Source organism: Asticcacaulis excentricus CB 48 (genome assembly GCF_000175215.2).
GTDB lineage: Bacteria > Pseudomonadota > Alphaproteobacteria > Caulobacterales > Caulobacteraceae > Asticcacaulis > Asticcacaulis excentricus.
Genome location: NC_014817.1, coordinates 1,226,059 through 1,245,078 on the forward strand (window position 1 = coordinate 1,226,059; position 19,020 = coordinate 1,245,078).

Genomic DNA, 19,020 nt, shown 5'->3' on the forward strand with positions numbered 1-19,020 from the left:
GTCAGAATCGGGCGCTGAGGGCGAAGAGGAGGGCGGCATTGACGCCAAGCGCGGTCAGGCGCAGGGCGTCCTGAAACCACGGCCAGCGTTGCAGGAGGGGCGCGCCGAACAGGCCCAGCGCGCTGAGCGCCGGGACGGTGCCAGCCCCGAAGGCCAGCATCCCCAGCGCGCCGGAGAGGGGATTGCCCGCCGCGGCCACCGCCGTCAGGGCGACGAAGACGAGGCCGCATGGCAGCAGACCCAGACTTAGGCCGAGCGCATAGCGCGCCACCACGCGCGGGCTGTTGTGGCCGGACATCGCCTTGAGACGGCACGGCAGGCGCAGGCCCAACCGAAAAGGCAGGCGCAGGCCCACCCGCGCCAGAAGCCCTTCGGCCAGCAGATAGAGAAAGGCCGTGGCCACCAGAGCCAGCAGGGCGCGGCGCACCAGCTCCAGCACAGGCGAGGCGGGCAGGAAGAACAGCACGCTCCCGGCGGCGGCCCCCAGCAGGGCATAGGTGGTCAGGCGACCGGCGTGATAGGGCAAGAGCAGGCGCGCCCACCGCGACTGACCCGGCGCGGCCATCTGCATCAGCACAAACGGCCCGCACATGGGCAGACAGTGGGCGACACTCCCCGTCAGACCGGCCAGGAACAGGCCAAGCCACAGCGGCCCCTGTCCCTCGACAAGGGCGCCACAGGCCGGGAACAGTCCCGAAAAGACCTCGTGCGCCGTCATATGTGTCTGTCCTGATGGGGGCCGGAATACGGCCGCCGCCTCGCTGTGGGTGAAAGGCCGTTGGGCGGCCTGTGTGTGTAGGGGGTGGTTACAGTTGCGCGCGGACAAAAGCGCCTGAGCCAAATGGCGCGGGGCAATTTGCCGCAAGCCGCTGTTATTTCGGGGGGAGGGGATCGTCCGCCGGGGCCGCCTTCGGTTCCGCTGCCACCAGAGCCGCCGCCAGCGCGATCAGTTCGTCGGTGGACAATACGACGTGCGCCAGCGACCACAGACCGTCGTCGGTCGGCGTGGGTTCCCAGCCCTTGCGTCGCACCGTGCGCAGGGCCTTATCGACGGACACGGGCATCCGTGCCCTCAACAGGGTCTGGAGAAAAAGGGGGTAAACATCGACTCACTCCTGAAACAGCCTCAGGGAGTGGTATATGCAGCTACCGCCGCACGCGCCTTAACGTGCGATAGGGGCGCTATTGATCAAGGCCGTGCGGCGACTTGATATTTGATAAGTGGCTATTCCACTTCCATGCCGCAGCCGCGATCGCCGGGCAGGGGCCACAGCTCCTTGGCGGCCTTGCCCTGCACGTCGCCTCTGGGCGGCTGATGGTTGTCGATCAGGGCATTGGGGCGTGCCAGCTTGCGCAGACCCGCCGCATTGCCGATGACGACGCGGCTGCCGGTAACGGCGACGCCGTATTTGTCGAGCTGAGCAAAGGCGCGCGACAGGCTTTCCGGCGTCAGGTCGAGCAGCGAGGCTAATATGCGCTTTTCGTAGAGCAATTCGACGGTGTCGCCACCGCCCTGCCGCACCTGCTGGGTCAGGAGATAGTTGGCCAGCCGCTCGGTGCCCGACCGCAGCTTATGGTTTTTAATTGTGCGCACGAGCCCGCGATAGCAGCCCGACAGCTCCTGCGCCACGGCGACGGAAAAGCCGGGGTCTTCGCGCATGGCAGCGCGGAACGTCTCGGCGGGCAGCATGACGATCTGCGAGCGGCTGAGGGTGCGCGCCGCCATCAGGGCCGGGGCGTCGAGCACCACGGCGGCCAGAATGAAGGTCGAGATGGGCCGCAGCACGGCCAGCGTGCTTTCCTTATCGTGCCAGTGGCCCTGAAGCTCGACCATGCCGTCGATCAGGATGTACAGAAAATCGACCGAATCCGCTTCGTAGATGAGGTTGGCCCCGGCGGGGAAGGTCTGCACCAGCGCGCCGCGCGTGATCTGCGCGAAGGCCTCATCGGAAATGGTCGCCAGCAGTTGCAACTGGCGGATACGGTTGGCGTCGCTTTCCCTCATGGCGGTGTCCGGCCCTGCCTGTGTCTATTGCCCCTGTCTCAGGCATCACCTTACAGCCGATTCCGCCGGGTTTGAACCAAAATCGTGCCATAAGCCGTTGTTTTATCGTGGAGTTGCGGGGTCGGGCTCAGGCTTTGAAGGTGTCGCAGGCCTTGGGATCGCCGGACGCATAGCCGGTTTTGAACCAGTAGACCCGTTCCTTCGACGTGCCGTGGGTGAAGGAATCGGGCACGACTTCGCCGCCGCTGCGCCGTTGCAAGGTGTCGTCGCCGACGGCCGAAGCGGCGTTGAGCGCCTCTTCCAGATCGCCGGCTTCCAGCCAGTGGGCCTGCGCGTCCGACCGCTTGGCCCACACCCCGGCATAGCAGTCGGCTTGAAGCTCCAGCTTGACCGACAGGGCGTTTGATCCGCGCTCGCTCAGGCGCTGTTGCCTTTGCTGCACCTCGCCGGACAGGCCGGTGATATTTTGCACATGGTGCCCGACCTCATGGCCGATGACGTAGGCCAGGGCAAAGTCACCCGATGCGCCCAGTTGCTGCTCCAGCGTGCGGGCAAAGTCGAGATCGAGATAGACCTTGCGGTCGGCGGGGCAATAGAAGGGCCCCATGGCCGACTGCCCAACACCGCACCCCGTCTGGGTGCCCTGCGTATAGAGGACAAGAGTCGAGGGCTCATAGCCGCTTATGGCCGAGGCCCACACCTCATTGGCCGAGGTGTGCATGACATCGGTAAATTCGCAGGCCTTGTCACCTTCCGGGCATGCCCCGACTGCGGCCGGACCGGAGGCCTGACCCGACACCTGCGCCGTCTGGCTGAGCAGGGTCTGCGGGTCGATGCCGAAGACGAAGTAGCCGATCAGGGCCAGCACGATGGCCCCGATACTGCTGCCGCCGATCAGGGCCCCGCCGCCCAGACCGCGCCGATCCTCAACCCCGCTGCGGCGTCCGCCTTCCCAATCGACCATGATGCCCTGTCCTTGCTATGCTTAACTGAAAGTGTACGCGGCTCTGATAAGAAGACAATACACCTTGGTGGGCTCAACCGGCCTTCAGCAGCCCCAGCACCATGTCGAGATGCGCCTTCGACCATTTGCTCAGATCGTATTGCACGCCGCCGCCGATGATCTGGGTCAGCATGATCATGATGCCCGGCGCGATGACGATGTCTTCGATACCGGTCAGCCGCTCCAGCGCGTCGGGCGCGAATTCGCCGCGCGCCATGCCGTGCCGGATCAGGTCGCGCAGGCTCTCGATTTCACCGCCCACCAGCTCCAGCGCATAGAACTGGCCGATTTCGGGCACGCGGTGGCTCTCCGAAATGATCAGTCTGAGGATGCCCAGCGTATGTTCATCCTGTAGCAGGTTGGCGTAGAAGCGTTCGTGCTCGTGCCGCAACTGGTCCTCGGCGGAGCGTTCGGGGTCCAGTACGAAGTCTGCGCCTTTGATGGGGTCGGTCACATGACGGGCAACCGCCAGAAACAAATCCGTTTTGGTCGGATAATAGACGTAGATCAGCGCCTTGGAGATGCCGGCGCGTCGGGCGATGTCCTCAAGTCGTGTCGCCGCAAATCCATGCTGACAGAATTCGTCACGCGCCGCCTCCAGTATTTGACCCGGCCGCAGCGCCTTGGCGCGCTCGCGGATACCGAGCCGTTTGGCAACGGCTTTCAGACCGCGGGCGCACGCGTCCTCGGCAGGGGCAGTGTGGGGTTTTGGCGGCATTGATTATTTTTAATACGCTGTTCGTTGACTGTTTAGTCAATGAAACGATAAGTCTGTCTGGATTACAAGTCTTCAGGATTTCGCCCATGCGCGCTTTTGCCTCGGCTCCTTATGTTTCGACCGCTTTCAAACGGTCCGCCTCGCGGCTTTTGCTGAGTGGTGTTCTGGCCCTGTCCGTGGCGGCGTGCTCCGGTCAGAAGGGTGAGGCGGAAAAGAAGCCCGCCGAAGGGGCGCTGGTCGAGGCGACGCTGGCCACCGAAGCCGTGGCCCCACTGGTGATTTCCGGCTCCGGCACGGTGGCCGCCTGGCAGGAAGCGCCGATCGGGGCTGAGGTCGGGGGTCTGACTGCCACCGCCGTGCTGGCCGACGAAGGGCAGTATGTGCAGCAGGGGCAGCCGTTGCTGAAAATGAACGATGCCGTGCTGCGCGCCCAGCTTCAGCAGGCGCAGGCCGGTATCCAGAGCGCCAGAGCGCAGGCCGTTGAGGCCGAGCGCGCCTATCAGCGCTATAAGGAACTGTTCGACAAGGGTTATGCCTCGCAATCGGCGCTCGATCAGAAGGAAGCCGCCTACAAGACCGCTCAGGCACAGGTCGCCACTGCCGAGGCGTCTGCGGCGCAGGCCCAGACCCAGCTCAATCAGACGGTGGTGCGCGCCCCGGTATCGGGCCTGATCACCTCACGCACGGCGGTGGCGGGCCAGATCGTCTCGCCGGGCACCGAGCTGTTCCGCATCGTGCGCGACAACCGCATCGAAATGAATATGGAAGTCGTCGAAACCGAGCTGAGCGCCGTCAAAGCCGGTATGGCAGCTACCGTCACCGGTGAAACCGGTCAGACCGTCACCGGCACAGTCCGGGTAGTCACGCCTGCGGTCAATCAGCAGACACGACTGGGCTATGCCCGCATTAGCATCCCCGCCGATGCCGGGTTCAAGCCGGGTCAGTTCGCGCGCGCTTCGATCACCGTCGGCGAACAGCCGGCGGTCCTTGTTCCGCAAAAGGCTGTCGTCTATCAGCAGAACCAGCCTGTGGCCTTCGTGGTCGGAGCTAATAACAAGGTCAGTGGCCGCAGGTTGAAAACCGGCGAACGTCGCGGTGACGCCATTGTGATCGCCAGCGGCGTCAGTGCCGGTGAAAAGGTGGTGACCAGTGGGGCGGGCTTCCTGGTTGATGGTGACGCCGTGCGCGTGTCCAAAACAACCACACCTGCCGGGGCTGAAAAGGCCGGGGGCCAGTAATGAGCAGCCCCGTCACCCCCCCTAATCGCGGCACCATTTCGTCGTGGTCGATCCGCAATCCCATCCCGACGGTGCTGTTCTTCATCGTCATGACCATTGTCGGATGGGGCGCTTTTCAGGCCCTGCGCATCAACAACTTTCCGGATATCGACCTGCCGGTGGTGACCGCCACCTATGTGCAGTCAGGGGCGGCCCCGGCGGAACTGGAAACTCAGGTGACGCGCCGCGTCGAAGACGCCGTTTCCGGCATCGGCTCGGTCAAGCACATTACCTCCTACGTCAATGACGGGGTGTCCACGACCGCTATCGAATTCCAGTTGGGCGTCGATCTCGAAAAGGCAACCAATGATGTACGCAACGCCGTGGCGCAGATCCGTTCGGACCTGCCCGCCGACGTGCAGGACCCGATCATCCGCCGCGAAGAGGCGTCGGGTGAAGCGCTGATCAACTACATTATTCGGGGTGACGGCCTGAACCCGGAACAGTTGTCATGGTTCGTCGATAACGACATTTCCAAGAAGATTCTGGCCAATAAGGGCGTGGCCAAGCTGTCGCGCATCGGCGGGGTCACTCGCGAAATTCGTATCCAGCTTGATCCGGCGCGTCTGGCCGGGCAGGGGATCACGGCGGCCGAGGTGTCGAACCAGTTGCGCACCACCAATGTCAACCTGCCCGGCGGACGGCTTGAGGTCGGTGGTTCTGAGCAGTCGATCCGAACGCTCGGTAATGCCGGTTCGGTCGATGCCCTGCGCGAAACACGTATCGCTTTGTCGAACGGCGGCTCGGTGCGACTGGGCGATCTGGGGCAGGTGATCGACACTTGGAGCGAACCGCGCGAACGGGCGCGTTTCAATGGCAATGAGGTAGTGGGCTTTGCCGTCTACCGTTCTATCGGCTCGTCCGAAGTCGATGTGGCCGACTCCGTGCGCAAGTCGATGGACGCCATCCGTAAAGCGCATCCGAACATGGTGATAGAAGAGGTTACGGCCTCGGTCGATTGGGTCAAAGAAAGCTATCTGGCCTCGATGGAAACCCTGCTGATCGGGGCGGCTCTGGCCGTGTTCGTGGTGTGGCTGTTCCTGCGCGACCTGCGGGCGACCTTCGTCTCGGCTGTGGCCATGCCCATGTCGCTGTTGCCGACCTTTTTCGTCATGTACGTGATCAATGACTCGTTCAATATCGTGTCGTTGCTGGCTCTGTCGCTGACCATTGGTATTCTGGTCGATGACGCCATCGTGGAAATCGAGAATATTGTCAGACACATACGCGACGGCAAAAAGCCCTATGACGCCGCTATTGAGGCCGCCGATGAAATCGGTCTGGCGGTGGTGGCGACGACGGCGACCATCATCGCTGTGTTTGCCCCAGTGGGCTTTATGCCGGGCATTGTGGGGCAGTTTTTCAAGAGTTTTGCCGTGGCGGCCTGCGTGTCGGTCTTCTTCTCGCTGGTGGTGGCCCGCACCCTGACCCCGCTGATGGGGGCCTATCTGATGCGCGCCAATCCGGGCAAGGAACACGGCGACCCGTTCTGGATGAAGAGCTATCTGAGCAGCCTGAGGTGGGGGCTTGAGAGCCCCTTATACTGGCGCACGCTTTTGTGGACGGTCGGGATCACCGTCGGCGCTGTGCTGCTTTTGATCGGCGCGGCAGAGTTTGTCAGCAAGGGTGCGGGTTTGATGACCGGCATCGTCGGGCTGGGTGTGCTGGTTATCGGTCTGGGGCTGGGCCTTATCAGCGGGCGCGCCGTGGTGCACGCGCGCTGGCCGCTGGGGCTGATGTTGCTGGGCTTTGCGGCGTTGGCCCTGCTGATTCTGGCCGGACCGTTTATGCCGCCCCCGCCGTCTGCGCCCGCCGCACCGCCGAAGGGTACAGGTGACTTTATTGGAGCCGGTATCGGCTTTGCCATCTTCGCGGCTCTGGCCTATGGCGTGTGGACGTTGCTGCGTAAACACGGCGGCGACGGGCTGAAGATGCGCTGGGGCATATTGATGGCCGGTATCGGCTTCTTCGTCCTGTCGATCTTTATTTCCAGCAAGCTGCCGGGTGAGTTCATACCGGTCGGTGATAATGGCCGCTCCTTCCTGTCCATTGAAATGCCGCCGGGTACGCGTCTGGATGAAACCGACGCCGTAGTCGTCTCGATCATGGACGAGCTAAAAAAGCGTCCGGAGGTCAAGAGCGCTTTTGCTTCGGTCGATCTGCGCAACGCCAGCCTGACCATCAACCTGATCCCGCGCCATGAGCGCAAGCTGACGCAGCAGCAATTCGAGTCTGATTTCAATGCCTATGTGGCGCGTTATCCGGGTGTGCGGGCGTCGTTTGGGCAGGAAGGCGGCGGGGGTGGTGTCATCTCCTTCACGCTGGCGTCTGACGATCCGATTGCGCTGGAGCGCGCGTCGCGTGAACTTGAGCGTCAGATGCGCGGCCTGTCTAGCCTGCGCAACGTCTTCTCGACATCCAACCTGTCGCGTCCTGAAGTGCTGGTGACGCCAAAGCCGGATCAGGCGGCGCTGATGGGCGTGTCGTCGCAGGCCATTTCTCAGGCGGCGCGTGTGGCTACTGTGGGCGACTTCGACCAGATTCTGGCTAAGTACAATATCGGTGACCGTCAGGTGCCGATCCGCGTCCTTATGGATACGCAGGCGCGTACCGCTGTGGAGACGCTGGCGGAACTGAAGGTGCCGACCAATACGGGCGTGCCTGTGCCGCTGGAGGCCGTCGCCGATGTGCGCTTCGGCTCCGGTCCGATCCAGATCACGCGCATTGACCGTTCGCGCACTGCGACGGTGAAGGCCAACCTGCCCGAAGGCGTGCCCGCGGGTATCGCGCAGGACGCCGTGCGCAACCTGCCGATCATGAAGAACCTGCCTGCGGGCGTGCAGGAGCTGGTCACCGGCGATCAGGAAAGTCAGGCCGAAATGGCGACCGGCTTCATGGTGGCTATCGGCACAGGTATCATGCTGATGTATGTGGTGCTGGTCCTCCTGTTCCGCAGCTTCACCATCCCCATCACCATCCTGACGGCTCTGCCGCTCAGCTTTGGCGGGGCCTTCTTCCTGCTGCTGATCACCGGCAAGTCGCTGTCCATGCCCGCCCTGATTGGCCTGATCATGCTGACCGGCATTGCGGCCAAGAACTCGATCCTGCTGGTCGAATACGCGCTGGAGGCCATCAATCGCGGCATGCCACGCATGGACGCCCTGATGGATGCGGCGCATAAGCGGGCGCGGCCCATCTTGATGACCACCGTGGCCATGGGGGCGGGCATGTTGCCCATCGCCATCGGCTGGGGTGCCGACGTGGCCTTCCGCGCGCCCATGGCCATTGCGGTCATCGGCGGTCTGATTACGTCCACGCTTTTGTCGCTGCTGTTCGTGCCGGTGGCCTATACGCTGGTCGATGACTTCGCGCAGTTTCTGGGGCGGCATACAAAGAAGTATTTCCGCGCGCAGAAGGAAAGCGATCCGGAAATCGTGGCCGGAGAATAGGTGTCCGACGATTCCGACACCGTGCGAGTTGTCGCTACGTCAAGAGTTGCCGATGCTCTGCGCGTTCATTGTGAGCTGAGTTTTGATCCGGCGGACTATCCGTATTCCGGTCCGTTGGCACCCTGCGCGCTCGACATGACGTTATACGACAGACCTGCCTGTGAACTGCACAGGATGGTTGAAAAGGTTGGCAAACGTGTCGTCTTCGAAAGGTTTGATGCTCTGGATAATCGGGTTCCGGAAATCGGGAGGACCTATTTCTACAGAGGGTACTGGATTCCAGAGTTTCTGGAAGCTGCCTTGGATAGAGAGGCGGAGTGGAGCCTGAGGGACTATCCCGATAACGGTGACCATGACCATAGCCTGTTCACCTGGGATACGATTGCCACCTATGCCGACAATAAACAGGGTTACTTCAATGAACGCCACGGTTGGGTGACGATTGAGGCCTATGCACAGTTTATCAAGAGCGATCTGTCCGCCTGAGAGAGCCGCGCAGCCTGTAAACCTGGGTGCAGACCTCCTCCCCTGCAAAGCGGGGGAGGAGGGTTACGCGCTGGCCCCGTCGGATATTAGAAAGTCGCGGATCGAGTCGGCGGAGACATCCTTGGCCACAAAGGCTTCACCGATCCCCTTAACCAGCACAAAGACCAGCTTGCCGCCTTCGGCCTTCTTGTCGTGGCCCATATGGCGGATCAGGGTGTCGGCGTCGAACGCGGCGTTGCGGATTTGCGTCATCTGCGTCGGCAGGCCCGCGGCAGCAATGGCGGCCACGGCGCGGTCGGCCTCGGCCTGAGAGCACAGGCCCATTCGCGCAGAATAGCGGAAAGCCATACCCATGCCGATGGCCACGGCTTCGCCATGCAGCAGGGTGTCGCCAAAGCCCAGTTCGGCCTCCAGCGCGTGACCAAAGGTGTGTCCCAGATTGAGCAGAGCGCGTTGCCCGCCTTCGCGTTCATCGGCGGCGACAATCTCGGCCTTCATCTCGACCGAGCGGGCGACGGCGCGCTCAATGGCCGTCGGTTCCAGCGCCAGCACGGCCTGATCATTCGCCTCCAGCCACTCAAAAAAAGCTTTGTCGCCCAGCAGGCCGTACTTAATTACCTCGGCATAGCCGCAGCGGATTTCGCGCGCCGGCAGGGTAGCCAGCACGTCGAGATCGCACAGGACCAGACGCGGCTGATGGAAGGCCCCGATCAGGTTCTTGCCCTTCGGGTGGTCAATGGCCGTCTTGCCGCCGACGCTGGAATCGACCTGCGCCAGTACGGTGGTGGGGATCTGCACGAAGTCGATACCGCGCATATAGATGGCGGCCGCAAAGCCGGTCAGGTCGCCAATGACGCCACCGCCCAGCGCGATAATCACGTCCTTGCGGTCCAGACCCGCCTCGACCAGACCGTCGGTCAGGGCCTTCAGACCCTCCCACGACTTGGTTTCTTCCCCTGCGGGCAGGGTCAGGATCTGCGCGGCAATGCCTTCGGCCTCCAGCACCTCTTTGAGGCGTACCGCGTGCAGCGGCCCCACATGGGTGTCGGTGACGATCAGGGTGCGGCGGTTTTTCAGGAAGGGGAGGACGCGACGACCGGCCGACGCGATCAGGCCGGTGCCGACCTCGACCTCATAGGGGCGGAAATCGCCGCCGGAGACAGGGAGTGCGGGCATTATTTCGTTTCCAGAAAGCGCTTGAGCGCGCCGATGACCAGTTCGACGCTCTTGCCGTGCGACTGATCGCCGGTATCGACCGTGATGTCGGCCTTGGCGTAGAAGGGGTAGCGTTTGGCCTCGTGCTCGCGCAGGACCTCCATCGGGTCGCGGTCGCGCAGCAGCGGGCGATGGTTGCGGTTGGCGACGCGACGCGCAATGACGCGCAGATCGGTTTTAAGCCACACGGTGACGGCCTTTTGCCGGATGATGTCGTGGGTGGCGGGCTGCACAAAGGCCCCGCCGCCGGTCGCCAGTATCTGCGGCCCGTCGTCGAGCAGACGCGAAATCACTTTCTGCTCGCCGTCGCGGAAGCCCGCCTCACCAAAGGCGGCAAAAATGTCGGAGACGCTGAGGCCTGCGGCCTTTTCGATCTCTTCGTCAGCGTCGCGGAAAGGCACGGCCAGGGCTTCGGCCAGCCGACGGCCCACCGTGGTCTTGCCCACACCCATCAGTCCCACCAGCGCCACCGGGCGTGGCAGGATCAGACGCGGTTCAGTCGATTTCGAGGTCTCAGGCACGACGCGCGCGCCCCGTGCGCGGAAAAACGATATGCATGAAGGTGCTTTACACGATGTTGGCCCGATTTAGCCAGTCATAAACCAAATTGCGTTGATAGTGCCAAGGAGGGTTAATCATACCCGTTTCGAAAGCCACACCATGCGTCCCGATCCGCTCACCGCTTTTTTTGAGATGCTCAGCGTCGAACGCAATGCTTCGCCGCGCACGCGTGAGGCCTATGGTCACGACCTGCTCGATCTGCGCAACCATGCCGGGATCGATGCCGACGGGCTTTTGACCCTCAACGAAGGTGATATTGCCGGGTTTTTTGCGGCGCTCGATGCGCGCGGGCTGGCCTCATCGACGCTTCAGCGCAAGCGCGCCGCTGTGCGGCAGTTCTATCGTTTCTGTGTGCGCGAGGGGCTGAGCGACAACGACCCCAGCCGCAAGATCGCCGCCGCCAAAAAAGGCCGGCCCCTGCCCAAAATCCTCAGCCGCCAAGAGGTGGACGCCCTGATCGCCGCTGCGGATGCCAAGGACGCTCATCAGGCCACCCGCCTGCAATGTCTGATCGAGATCGCCTATGCGTCGGGGATGCGGGTGTCGGAGATCGTCGCCCTGCGCCTCGATGCCGTGCAAAAAGACCCGGCCTATCTGATCGTCAAAGGTAAGGGCGGCACCGAGCGGCTGGTGCCGCTCAACCCGTCGGCGCGCGCGGCCATTAAAGACTATCTCGATATCCGGCCGCTGTTCTTAAACGCAAAAGACAAGGCTAACCCCTATCTTTTCTGCTCGCGCGGGGCCGAAGGGCATCTGACGCGCCGCCGGGTTGGGCAGTTGCTGGACGAAGCGGCGCTTGAGGCCGGAATCGACCCGGCGCGCGTGTCGCCGCACGTGCTGCGCCATGCCTTTGCTACCCACCTGCTCGAAGGCGGAGCCGACCTGCGCGTCGTGCAGACCTTGCTGGGGCACGCCGACATTTCGACCACGCAGGTCTATACCCATGTGGCGACCGAACGGCTGAAAGAGGTGGTTGAAACGCATCACCCGCTGTCGAAACGCCGCGCTGGGTAAGCGATTCCTGAACCCTTGTCCCTTCGGACATATTGCCCCCCGCCGCGACTTGGGATAAACGCCAAGGTTTGTAACGGAACCTGAGTCCCGGAAGATCATGCGCCATTATCTCGAATTCGAACGTCCGATCGCCGATCTGGAAGCCAAGATCGAGGAATTGTCGGCCCTGTCGTCTTCGGGAGGGGCTAATCTCGACATCGAAATCCGCGCCCTGCGCGAACGCACTCAGGTGCTGATCCGGGAAACCTATGACCGCCTTGAGCCGTGGCAGAAGACCATGGTCGCCCGCCACCCGGAACGCCCGCATCTGGTCGATTATCTTAATGGCCTGATCGAGGACTTTGTGGAGCTGCGCGGTGACCGAAAATTTGGCGACGATCAGGCGATTGTCGGCGGTCTGGGCCGTTTCCGCGGGCGCTCTGTGGTCGTGATGGGCCACGAAAAGGGCCGCGACACCAATTCGCGCCTGCGCCACAATTTCGGCATGGCGCGTCCGGAAGGCTATCGCAAGGCGGTGCGCCTGATGGACATGGCTGAACAATATGGCCTGCCGGTCATCACCTTTGTCGATACGGCGGGCGCCTATCCGGGCATCGGGGCCGAAGAACGCGGTCAGGCCGAGGCCATTGCGCGTTCGACCGAGCGCGGCCTGACGCTGAAAGTGCCGTTTGTGGCCACTGTCACCGGCGAAGGCGGGTCGGGCGGGGCGATTGCGCTGGCGGCTGCCAACCGCGTGCTGATCCTTGAACACTCCATTTATTCTGTGATTTCGCCGGAAGGCGCGGCCTCAATCCTGTGGCGCGACGGCTCGCGCGCCAAGGACGCCGCCGATCAGATGAAGATCACCGCCACCGACCTGCTCAAACTCGGTATCGTCGATCGCATCATCGAAGAACCCGCCGGCGGCGCGCACGCCGACAAGGACGCGGCGATCAAAAAGGTCGGCGATGTGGTGGAATCCGAGCTTCAGGCGCTAGATTATCTGTCGCCGGATCAACTGGTGGCGCAGCGCGCCGAGCGCTTCTATAAGATCGGCCAGACGGGGCTGGTTTAAGATTTTCCGGGGGGAAGATTGATTGACGCTGATTTTAAACCGCTGGGCCGGCTGACCGATTGGACATGCTGGCTGACGGGATTTGCCATTGTTGGCAAAGGGTTGGTTTTCGGAGCTATATTGGGGTTGTTTGATCCCATCCGGGTAACCCTGTGGTGGGATTATTCCTACACGCTGGTCGATGGTGTCGCAGACGGTGCGGCCTTGGTGTCAGGTATTGTCGGCCTTTGGTGGATTTACGTGGCTGCCCGCAACGCCGATGCCATAGACGATACGATCATGCAGACTACGCCGGCTTGGGCGGTGGGCTGGTTTTTTGTGCCGATACTCGGTCTGTGGAAGCCTTACGGTGCGATGAAGCAAATCTGGCTGGCCAGTCAGGCGGACAGCGTTAACGATCCCAAAGCATCACCGATTTTGTTGATCTGGTGGATCTGCTTTATCTTCGCTCGGATTTTTGAAGGCGTTCAGCGCAACGCCGTGCGTGACGATGTACAGAGCATCTTCAGACAACCCTTGTGGATCGCCTTGGGATTATCCGTTCTCAGTGGCATCTTTTTCATTCTGATCGTAAAACGAACGGATCAATTTCAGTCGCAACGCCCGTCCGAAAAGATAGGCGTCTTCTGAGTCAGAACCCCACCGTCTCCGGGGCATCGCCCTTGGCGAAGGTCAAACTTCTGGTCACGCCGTTAATCCGTACATTGACCAACCCGACGCCGGTTTTGCGCGAGTTCGGAAACAGGCCATAGGCGACGGTCACGGTCTTGGGCAAGCGGTCCAGCTTGCCCTTGAAGGTGAATTGCAGGTCGTCGCCCCAGGCTTCGTAGGCGAAAAAGTCGAGCCTCTGACCATTGATCGTGAAGGCGTCGCGCAGGTGGCCTTCCAGTGCCTTGAGGGCGTCCGGATCGTCTACGGAGGGCTGCGCATCTGGGGCCAGCTCAACCAGTTCCGGCTCGCTGTCGTGTGCCGACAGGGTATGGATCACCGTTACGGTGCCATCGGCGGCGATTTCCACCACACTCAGTGTATGATGGCCGCGATGGGCCCACGCGGGAGAGGCGAGTATCAGGGCGGCCCCTCCCAGCAGGAAACCGCGTCGGATCACTTCTTGTCCGCCTTTTTAGGCTGGGTTTTCAGGCTGTCCGGCGTGACGACCAGTTCGTCGTCCTTCATGCGGTTGGGGCCGTCTTCGCCTTCGCGGACCTCAAAGCGCTGCTCGTCGATCTTGCGCGGGAAGGCGTTATTGGACACATCGGCATCCGCCGTTTCCCACAACGGGTCAATAACCGCCTGTTTCAGCGTTTTCAGTGTCGCGTGCTGCCACGTGACCTGCGCCGGATTATAGCGCCACACTTCGGCCGGGATGCGCACGGTTTCGGAGGTGCCGTCGGTGTAATCCATCTTGAGGATCACCGGCATGACTAGCCCTCCCTTATTGCGGAAGGTGAAATTGTAGAAGTTGTCCTTCACCGCCAGCGCCTCTTTCAGGTCCGGGTCGATGTCCTTTTGCAAGTCTGCATACTTCTTCTTTTCCTTGACCGTGGGTTCCCACTTGTCATCGGTATTGTAGTAATCGACCGTGGCCGGGTCGGTCTCAACGACCGTCTTGCCCGTATTGCGCGCGGCGGTCAGCGAGTCGGGCTGCGCGTCGTCCTGCACCTTTTCCCAAGCCTTTTCGACGACCGGATCACGCGTGTTGAGGCGGGCCTTCTTCACATCGGCCAGCTCAATATCCACGTGGTCGGTCGAATAGAACCAGCCGCGCCAGAACCAGTCGAGGTCGGTGCCCGATGCTTCTTCCATGGTACGGAAGAAGTCATAGGGGGTCGGGCGTTTGAACTGCCAGCGGCGCGAATATTCCTTGAAGGCGAAGTCGAACTTTTCGCGGCCCAGAACGGTTTCACGCAGGATGGTCAGCGCCGCCGCCGGCTTGCCATAGGCGTTGTTGCCAAATTGCGGGATCGATTCCGAATTGGTCATGATCGGCACCTGATTTTCGCTCAGCATGTACTCGACCATCGACTTGGGCTCACCGCGGCGGGTGGGGTAGTCCTTGTCCCATTCCTTTTCAGCTTGAAACTGGAGGAAGGAGTTGATGCCTTCGTCCATCCACGTCCATTGACGCTCATCGGAATTGACCGTCATCGGGAACCAGATGTGGCCGATTTCGTGGATGACCACGCCGATCAGGCCGTATTTGGCGCGTTCCGTGTAGGTCAGCTCGCCCGTCTTCTTATCCTTCACCGGGCGCGGCCCGTTGAAGGTGATCATCGGATATTCCATGCCGCCAACCGGCCCGTTGACCGACTGCGCCGTCGGGTAGGGGTAGGCGAAGGCGAACTTTCCATAGACATTCAGCGTATGAGCAATGGACTTGGTGGAATAGGCGTCCCACAGCGGGCGCGCCTCCTTTGGGAAAAAGGACATGGCCATTACGGTGGGGTGCGCCGGGTCGGCATTCTTGACCCCCATGGCGTCCCAGATGAATTTACGCGACGAGCCGAAGGCAAAATCGCGCACATTGTCGGCCCGGAACTTCCAGGTTTTGGTCCCCGTGGCCTTACTTTTTTCAGCGGCGGCGGCCTCATCCGGCGTGACGACATAGACCGGGGACGAAGCGGTTCTGGCCTCAATGTAGCGCTTTTGCTGCGCGGCGGTCAGCACTTCGCCGGGATTGAGCAGTTCGCCGGTGGCCGACACAATGTGATCGGCGGGGACGGTCAGCTCGACCTCATAGTCGCCAAATTCCAGCGTGAATTCGCCTGACCCGATAAAGGCCTTGTTGTGCCAGCCTTCATAGTCCGAATAAACGGCCAGACGCGGGAACCACTGGGCGCCCAGAAAGATGCAGTTGCCGTCTTCGCCCGGCTTGGTGAAGCATTCATAGCCCGAACGGCCGCCAACCACCTTGGTTTCAGGCAAGGGCACACTCCACGACACGGTAAAGGTCAGGCTTTCGCCCGACTTCAGCGGCTGCGCCAGATCAATGCGCATCAGGGTGTCATTGAGCGTGAAGGCTAGGGCGCTGCCGTCGGCGGCGGTGACTTTCAGGTCGTTGAAGCCGCCTTCCCACACTTGCATTCGCTTAACGCGGCGCACTTCGCCCACGGAAATCTCTTTCGACGACGAGACAGTATCGGTCAGTTGCGCGATGGAATCGCGCTTGTAATTGTTCTGATCGAGCATCAGCCACAGATAGCGCAGCGTATCGGGCGAATTGTTCTTATAGGTGACGGTCTGGGTCGCCGTCAGGGTGCGCGTCGCCTCGTTCAGCGAAGCCTTGATTCGGTAATCGACCTTTTGCTGCCAGTAGCGATAGCCCGGCTCACCGGCGGCGTTGCGGTAATCGGTGGGCGTCGGCCATTCCTCGCCTTCCAACTGGCGGAACTTGTCCTCAAATCGGCCCTTGGTCTGTTCGACCGGATCGGCCAGAGCAACAGAGGTGACGGCCGGCAAGGCCAGGACGCACGAAGCGAGTAGAAGTTTTTTAAACACGGATGGCCCCAGCAAAAGTCTTTATAGGTTCCTTTTGAAACGAATTTTGCGGAACGCGCAAGCTCTTAAGCGCTTGTCTGCTCACCCGTGGCGGCGGACAGCGCCTTTTCCATGGTCACCTGATGCGGATAGGGGATGTAGATACCCGCCGCACCGAATTCTTCCTTGACCGATTTCAGCACATCAGCGCGCACCTGACCGTGCTGAGCTACCGTTACCTGCGCCGTCACTTTCAACTGCACCCCATTGTCCGCGAAGTTTTCGACCCCGGCCCAGACCTCCGGCGTGGACAGGGTGCCTGGGTGCGAGCCCATCACCTTTTTCAGAATGGATAGGGCCTTATCGAGATCGGTGGCGAAATCGACGGTCACCATTATTGCCAGGGTGCGGTGCCCGTAGTGGCTGATATTGATGATGCGGTCGGAAAAGATCTTGGCATTGGGGATATAGACCTTGTGGCTGTCGCCATTGGTCAGTTCGGTCGAAAACAGCCCCAGCCGCCCGACGGTGCCGGTGACATCGCCAATCGTCACCGTATCGCCGATGCGATAGGGCTTTTGCACCAGCAGCATGATGCCCGACGCGACGTTCGACAGCGTGCCTTGCAACGCCAGACCAATCGCCAGAGACGCCGCCCCCAGCACGGTCAGGATCGAGGTCGTCTGCACGCCCAGTCGGTTGAGGATAACCACAAGGCCAACCACCATGATCAGCCACCACACCACCTGCGACAGAAACTCGGGCAGGGTGCGGTCAGCGTCGGAATGGGCGTAGCGTTTGGCGGCTTTGCGTACTGTGTTCGACAGCCACTGCGACAGGAACAGGGTGACCATAAGGATCAGGGCGGCGATCAGCAGGTTCGACAGAAACGCCGAATGCTGCGTCAGGTCACCCCAGAAGGTTTGCACATTGCTGACGAAATAGTTGAAGCGCTGCGGGATTTCACGAAAATCGAACGTCATCTCAAGGCCTTAAAGTCCGCTAAAATGAGTCTTAGCTTGGGGCCGCCACAGGGCTTTCAGGGCGCTGTACGGCACGACGTAATATTCCCCCATGCACGCGCCCATGACGTGTGGCAGATCGCTCAGGCTGAAGACGAGTCCCTTGTCGCTGAACGACAGCGAATAGCCGTAACCGAGGTCATCACTTAGGCATTCGCCTACATCCGTGTCACCGACGAACCACGGCGATTTGGGCGTTAGTTTGGCTTTCAACGCCTGATATTCCGGGGTTTCGACCGGAGCGCCGTCGGTATCGGTTTTGGCCGGTCGCGCATAAAGTTTCAGTACCTGATCGGGGTCCAGCGCCTGCCCGCTTTTCAGGTCATAGGTGGTGCGGTTCCAGAAATTATTGGGATGCGCCCCGCCGCAATAGGTCGAACCCGACTGTTGCACCGTCATCAGGGTGGCGCTCAGATAGGTGATTGTGGTCGTCGTTTCGTCAAAGCCGCCCGCTGTTCCGCCCGCGGGACTGCTTTCCTTGCTTTCGGCCAGACAGCTGAGCGCACCATCTACCATCTGGAAGCGTAGCCCATCCAGCAGACGGTTGGCCAGAGGCAGGGTCTTCGCGTCCGGCGCGCGCGTCAGGCGCACGCCCGACACGCCCGTCGCCTTGTCGGTGACGGTACGCAGGGCGTAGCCCTCCAGCATCGTCTCCTTGCCTTCAGTCAGGCCGGAGTCATAAAGGCGGCTGAGATAAGGGTTATCGAGCGCCGCGACAGGGCTGTCGTAGGACAGGCCGGAACGCAGGGTCGTCGCGTCAGCCACGCGCTCAGCCGGGGTAAAGCGGCGTTCAGCAACCTTTTTCAGCACGACGTCGCGGTTGATCTTCTTGCCCGCCTGACCCAGCCACTGACCGCTTAGGCCGGTCGCCGTGGCCTTCAGTTGCAGCTTGCCGACCAGCGGGCAGCTGTCTTCCCAGCAGTTGGTGCGCTCCTCGAACGTCAAGGGGCCGCTGGCCGTCAGAGGAATATTCAGATGATAGCGGCTGTAGAAATACTGCGCCGTGGTCAGGTTGCCCTGTTTGACGATTTCGATGACCACCGGGGCCTTGCCGATCGTGCCCTCATACACGGTCTGGGTGGCGGGCACCTGCGCCAGTGCCGAACCGGCGACAATGACGGCCAGCAATGTCGTTGCGAGAAATCCTTTAAACCTCATCCTTGCCCCCATCCGATGTGCGGACTTTACGCCGCTGTCTGAAAAAGTCTTTTAGCACCTGACCCGTCTCGGCCTCAAGCACGCCGCCGGTGACTTCGGGAGCCCAGTGGCAGGTCGGCTGCGCAAAAAAGCGCGGGCCGCTCTCGACCGCGCCGCCCTTAGGGTCAGAGGCCCCATATATCACCCGTCCGATACGGGCGTGCGACAGCGCACCGGCGCACATGACGCACGGTTCCAGCGTCACATAGATCCACAGATCGGTCAGGCGATAATTGCCCACAACCTGCCCCGCGGCGCGTAGAGCCAGTATTTCGGCATGGGCGGAGGGGTCGTTAAGTTTAATGGGTGCGTTTTTTGCGCGCGCAATGATGGTTTTACTTGACGGATCGTAGATTAAAGCGCCTATCGGCACCTCGCCGGCCTGGGCGGCCTTTTCGGCCTCGTCCAGCGCCAGACGCATCAGGGTTTTGTCAGTCATGTCCTGTGGAGAGTCCATTGGGGTTGATGACCGGCAAACCGCTGCGGCGTCAAGTTAAAAGGCCCTGCGTGAGCAGGCCCAGTCAGGAAAATGATGATGTCTG

The 19,020-nt window shown here is 61.6% G+C and carries 18 protein-coding genes; 6 read left to right on the forward strand and 12 right to left on the reverse strand.

Translation table 11 applies throughout. The annotated features are described in order from the left end of the window. Window position 1: 1 nt before the first annotated feature. The 5 genes from ASTEX_RS17110 to ASTEX_RS17130 all read right to left on the reverse strand — a co-directional run bounded on the left by ASTEX_RS17110 (window position 2) and on the right by ASTEX_RS17130 (window position 3,726). Window positions 2–718 (reverse strand): sulfite exporter TauE/SafE family protein, encoded by a 717-nt coding sequence (locus ASTEX_RS17110; RefSeq protein WP_013480889.1) that lies wholly within the window; start codon window positions 716–718, stop codon window positions 2–4. A gap of 154 nt (window positions 719–872) precedes the next feature. Next, on the reverse strand, window positions 873–1,064 hold the full coding sequence (locus ASTEX_RS17115; protein WP_013480890.1) for a hypothetical protein: 192 nt from the start codon (window positions 1,062–1,064) through the stop codon (window positions 873–875). Between the two features lie 161 nt (window positions 1,065–1,225). Next, window positions 1,226–2,005 (reverse strand): transcriptional activator FtrB, encoded by a 780-nt coding sequence (ftrB, locus tag ASTEX_RS17120; RefSeq protein WP_013480891.1) that lies wholly within the window; start codon window positions 2,003–2,005, stop codon window positions 1,226–1,228. Window positions 2,006–2,132: 127 nt separating this feature from the next. Beyond that, window positions 2,133–2,969: a KPN_02809 family neutral zinc metallopeptidase gene (ypfJ, locus tag ASTEX_RS17125; protein WP_013480892.1), complete on the reverse strand. Its 837-nt coding sequence runs from the start codon at window positions 2,967–2,969 to the stop codon at window positions 2,133–2,135. Between the two features lie 73 nt (window positions 2,970–3,042). Next, complete coding sequence (locus tag ASTEX_RS17130) at window positions 3,043–3,726, reverse strand: TetR/AcrR family transcriptional regulator (RefSeq protein WP_013480893.1); 684 nt, start codon at window positions 3,724–3,726, stop codon at window positions 3,043–3,045. Window positions 3,727–3,812: 86 nt separating this feature from the next. Between ASTEX_RS17130 and ASTEX_RS17135 the strand changes: the two genes are divergently transcribed. From ASTEX_RS17135 to ASTEX_RS20390, 3 genes are read left to right on the forward strand one after another with little or no spacing between them, the layout of a single operon-like run. Further along, window positions 3,813–4,964: an efflux RND transporter periplasmic adaptor subunit gene (locus ASTEX_RS17135; RefSeq protein ID WP_013480894.1), complete on the forward strand. Its 1,152-nt coding sequence runs from the start codon at window positions 3,813–3,815 to the stop codon at window positions 4,962–4,964. After that, window positions 4,964–8,452 carry an efflux RND transporter permease subunit gene (locus ASTEX_RS20720; RefSeq protein WP_013480895.1) on the forward strand — a complete coding sequence of 1,163 codons (3,489 nt, stop codon included), beginning with the start codon at window positions 4,964–4,966 and terminating at the stop codon, window positions 8,450–8,452. Before ASTEX_RS17135 ends, ASTEX_RS20720 begins: the two co-directional genes overlap by 1 nt. Then, a complete protein-coding gene (locus ASTEX_RS20390) occupies window positions 8,453–8,938 on the forward strand; it encodes a hypothetical protein (protein ID WP_013480896.1) in 486 nt (161 codons plus the stop codon). Window positions 8,939–9,001: 63 nt separating this feature from the next. Here ASTEX_RS20390 and aroB read toward each other — a convergent pair whose 3' ends face one another. Both aroB and ASTEX_RS17155 read right to left on the reverse strand, forming a co-directional pair. Further along, complete coding sequence (gene aroB / locus ASTEX_RS17150) at window positions 9,002–10,114, reverse strand: 3-dehydroquinate synthase (RefSeq protein WP_013480897.1); 1,113 nt, start codon at window positions 10,112–10,114, stop codon at window positions 9,002–9,004. Next, window positions 10,114–10,674 (reverse strand): shikimate kinase, encoded by a 561-nt coding sequence (locus ASTEX_RS17155; protein WP_013480898.1) that lies wholly within the window; start codon window positions 10,672–10,674, stop codon window positions 10,114–10,116. The genes aroB and ASTEX_RS17155 overlap by 1 nt, the downstream gene beginning before the upstream one ends. Before the next feature lie 139 nt (window positions 10,675–10,813). On the opposite strand from ASTEX_RS17155, the gene ASTEX_RS17160 reads away from it, so the two are divergent. The 3 genes from ASTEX_RS17160 to ASTEX_RS19530 all read left to right on the forward strand — a co-directional run bounded on the left by ASTEX_RS17160 (window position 10,814) and on the right by ASTEX_RS19530 (window position 13,412). Continuing rightward, window positions 10,814–11,728 carry a tyrosine recombinase gene (locus tag ASTEX_RS17160; protein ID WP_013480899.1) on the forward strand — a complete coding sequence of 305 codons (915 nt, stop codon included), beginning with the start codon at window positions 10,814–10,816 and terminating at the stop codon, window positions 11,726–11,728. 94 nt (window positions 11,729–11,822) lie between these two features. Continuing rightward, window positions 11,823–12,782 carry an acetyl-CoA carboxylase carboxyltransferase subunit alpha gene (locus ASTEX_RS17165; protein WP_085930487.1) on the forward strand — a complete coding sequence of 320 codons (960 nt, stop codon included), beginning with the start codon at window positions 11,823–11,825 and terminating at the stop codon, window positions 12,780–12,782. Between the two features lie 18 nt (window positions 12,783–12,800). Then, window positions 12,801–13,412 carry a DUF4328 domain-containing protein gene (locus ASTEX_RS19530; RefSeq protein WP_049781748.1) on the forward strand — a complete coding sequence of 204 codons (612 nt, stop codon included), beginning with the start codon at window positions 12,801–12,803 and terminating at the stop codon, window positions 13,410–13,412. A gap of 1 nt (window position 13,413) precedes the next feature. On the opposite strand, the gene ASTEX_RS17175 is transcribed toward ASTEX_RS19530, so the two are convergent. The 5 genes from ASTEX_RS17175 to tadA form a co-directional block, all read right to left on the reverse strand. Continuing rightward, complete coding sequence (locus ASTEX_RS17175; protein ID WP_013480902.1) at window positions 13,414–13,890, reverse strand: DUF6702 family protein; 477 nt, start codon at window positions 13,888–13,890, stop codon at window positions 13,414–13,416. Beyond that, a complete protein-coding gene (locus ASTEX_RS17180) occupies window positions 13,887–16,280 on the reverse strand; it encodes a M1 family metallopeptidase (protein WP_168148170.1) in 2,394 nt (797 codons plus the stop codon). The genes ASTEX_RS17175 and ASTEX_RS17180 overlap by 4 nt, the downstream gene beginning before the upstream one ends. A gap of 65 nt (window positions 16,281–16,345) precedes the next feature. Then, the gene (locus tag ASTEX_RS17185; protein WP_013480904.1) at window positions 16,346–17,242 is read right to left on the reverse strand and encodes a mechanosensitive ion channel family protein; all 897 of its coding nucleotides are present in this window, start codon (window positions 17,240–17,242) and stop codon (window positions 16,346–16,348) included. A gap of 9 nt (window positions 17,243–17,251) precedes the next feature. Beyond that, window positions 17,252–18,439, reverse strand: coding sequence for a hypothetical protein (locus ASTEX_RS17190; RefSeq protein WP_013480905.1), 1,188 nt, complete (start codon window positions 18,437–18,439; stop codon window positions 17,252–17,254). Continuing rightward, window positions 18,429–18,917 carry a tRNA adenosine(34) deaminase TadA gene (gene tadA / locus ASTEX_RS17195; RefSeq protein ID WP_013480906.1) on the reverse strand — a complete coding sequence of 163 codons (489 nt, stop codon included), beginning with the start codon at window positions 18,915–18,917 and terminating at the stop codon, window positions 18,429–18,431. The genes ASTEX_RS17190 and tadA overlap by 11 nt, the downstream gene beginning before the upstream one ends. Window positions 18,918–19,020 lie beyond the last annotated feature (103 nt).

Coding starts and splice junctions, on each gene's coding strand:
- ASTEX_RS17190 (WP_013480905.1), bottom strand. CDS start 18,439: ATGAGGTTTAAAGGATTTCTCGCAACGACATTGCTGGCCGTCATTGTC.
- ASTEX_RS17135 (WP_013480894.1), top strand. CDS start 3,813: ATGCGCGCTTTTGCCTCGGCTCCTTATGTTTCGACCGCTTTCAAACGG.
- ASTEX_RS20720 (WP_013480895.1), top strand. CDS start 4,964: ATGAGCAGCCCCGTCACCCCCCCTAATCGCGGCACCATTTCGTCGTGG.
- ftrB (WP_013480891.1), bottom strand. CDS start 2,005: ATGAGGGAAAGCGACGCCAACCGTATCCGCCAGTTGCAACTGCTGGCG.
- tadA (WP_013480906.1), bottom strand. CDS start 18,917: ATGACTGACAAAACCCTGATGCGTCTGGCGCTGGACGAGGCCGAAAAG.
- ASTEX_RS17130 (WP_013480893.1), bottom strand. CDS start 3,726: ATGCCGCCAAAACCCCACACTGCCCCTGCCGAGGACGCGTGCGCCCGC.
- ASTEX_RS17185 (WP_013480904.1), bottom strand. CDS start 17,242: ATGACGTTCGATTTTCGTGAAATCCCGCAGCGCTTCAACTATTTCGTC.
- ASTEX_RS17160 (WP_013480899.1), top strand. CDS start 10,814: ATGCGTCCCGATCCGCTCACCGCTTTTTTTGAGATGCTCAGCGTCGAA.
- ASTEX_RS17115 (WP_013480890.1), bottom strand. CDS start 1,064: ATGCCCGTGTCCGTCGATAAGGCCCTGCGCACGGTGCGACGCAAGGGC.
- ASTEX_RS17110 (WP_013480889.1), bottom strand. CDS start 718: ATGACGGCGCACGAGGTCTTTTCGGGACTGTTCCCGGCCTGTGGCGCC.
- ypfJ (WP_013480892.1), bottom strand. CDS start 2,969: ATGGTCGATTGGGAAGGCGGACGCCGCAGCGGGGTTGAGGATCGGCGC.
- aroB (WP_013480897.1), bottom strand. CDS start 10,114: ATGCCCGCACTCCCTGTCTCCGGCGGCGATTTCCGCCCCTATGAGGTC.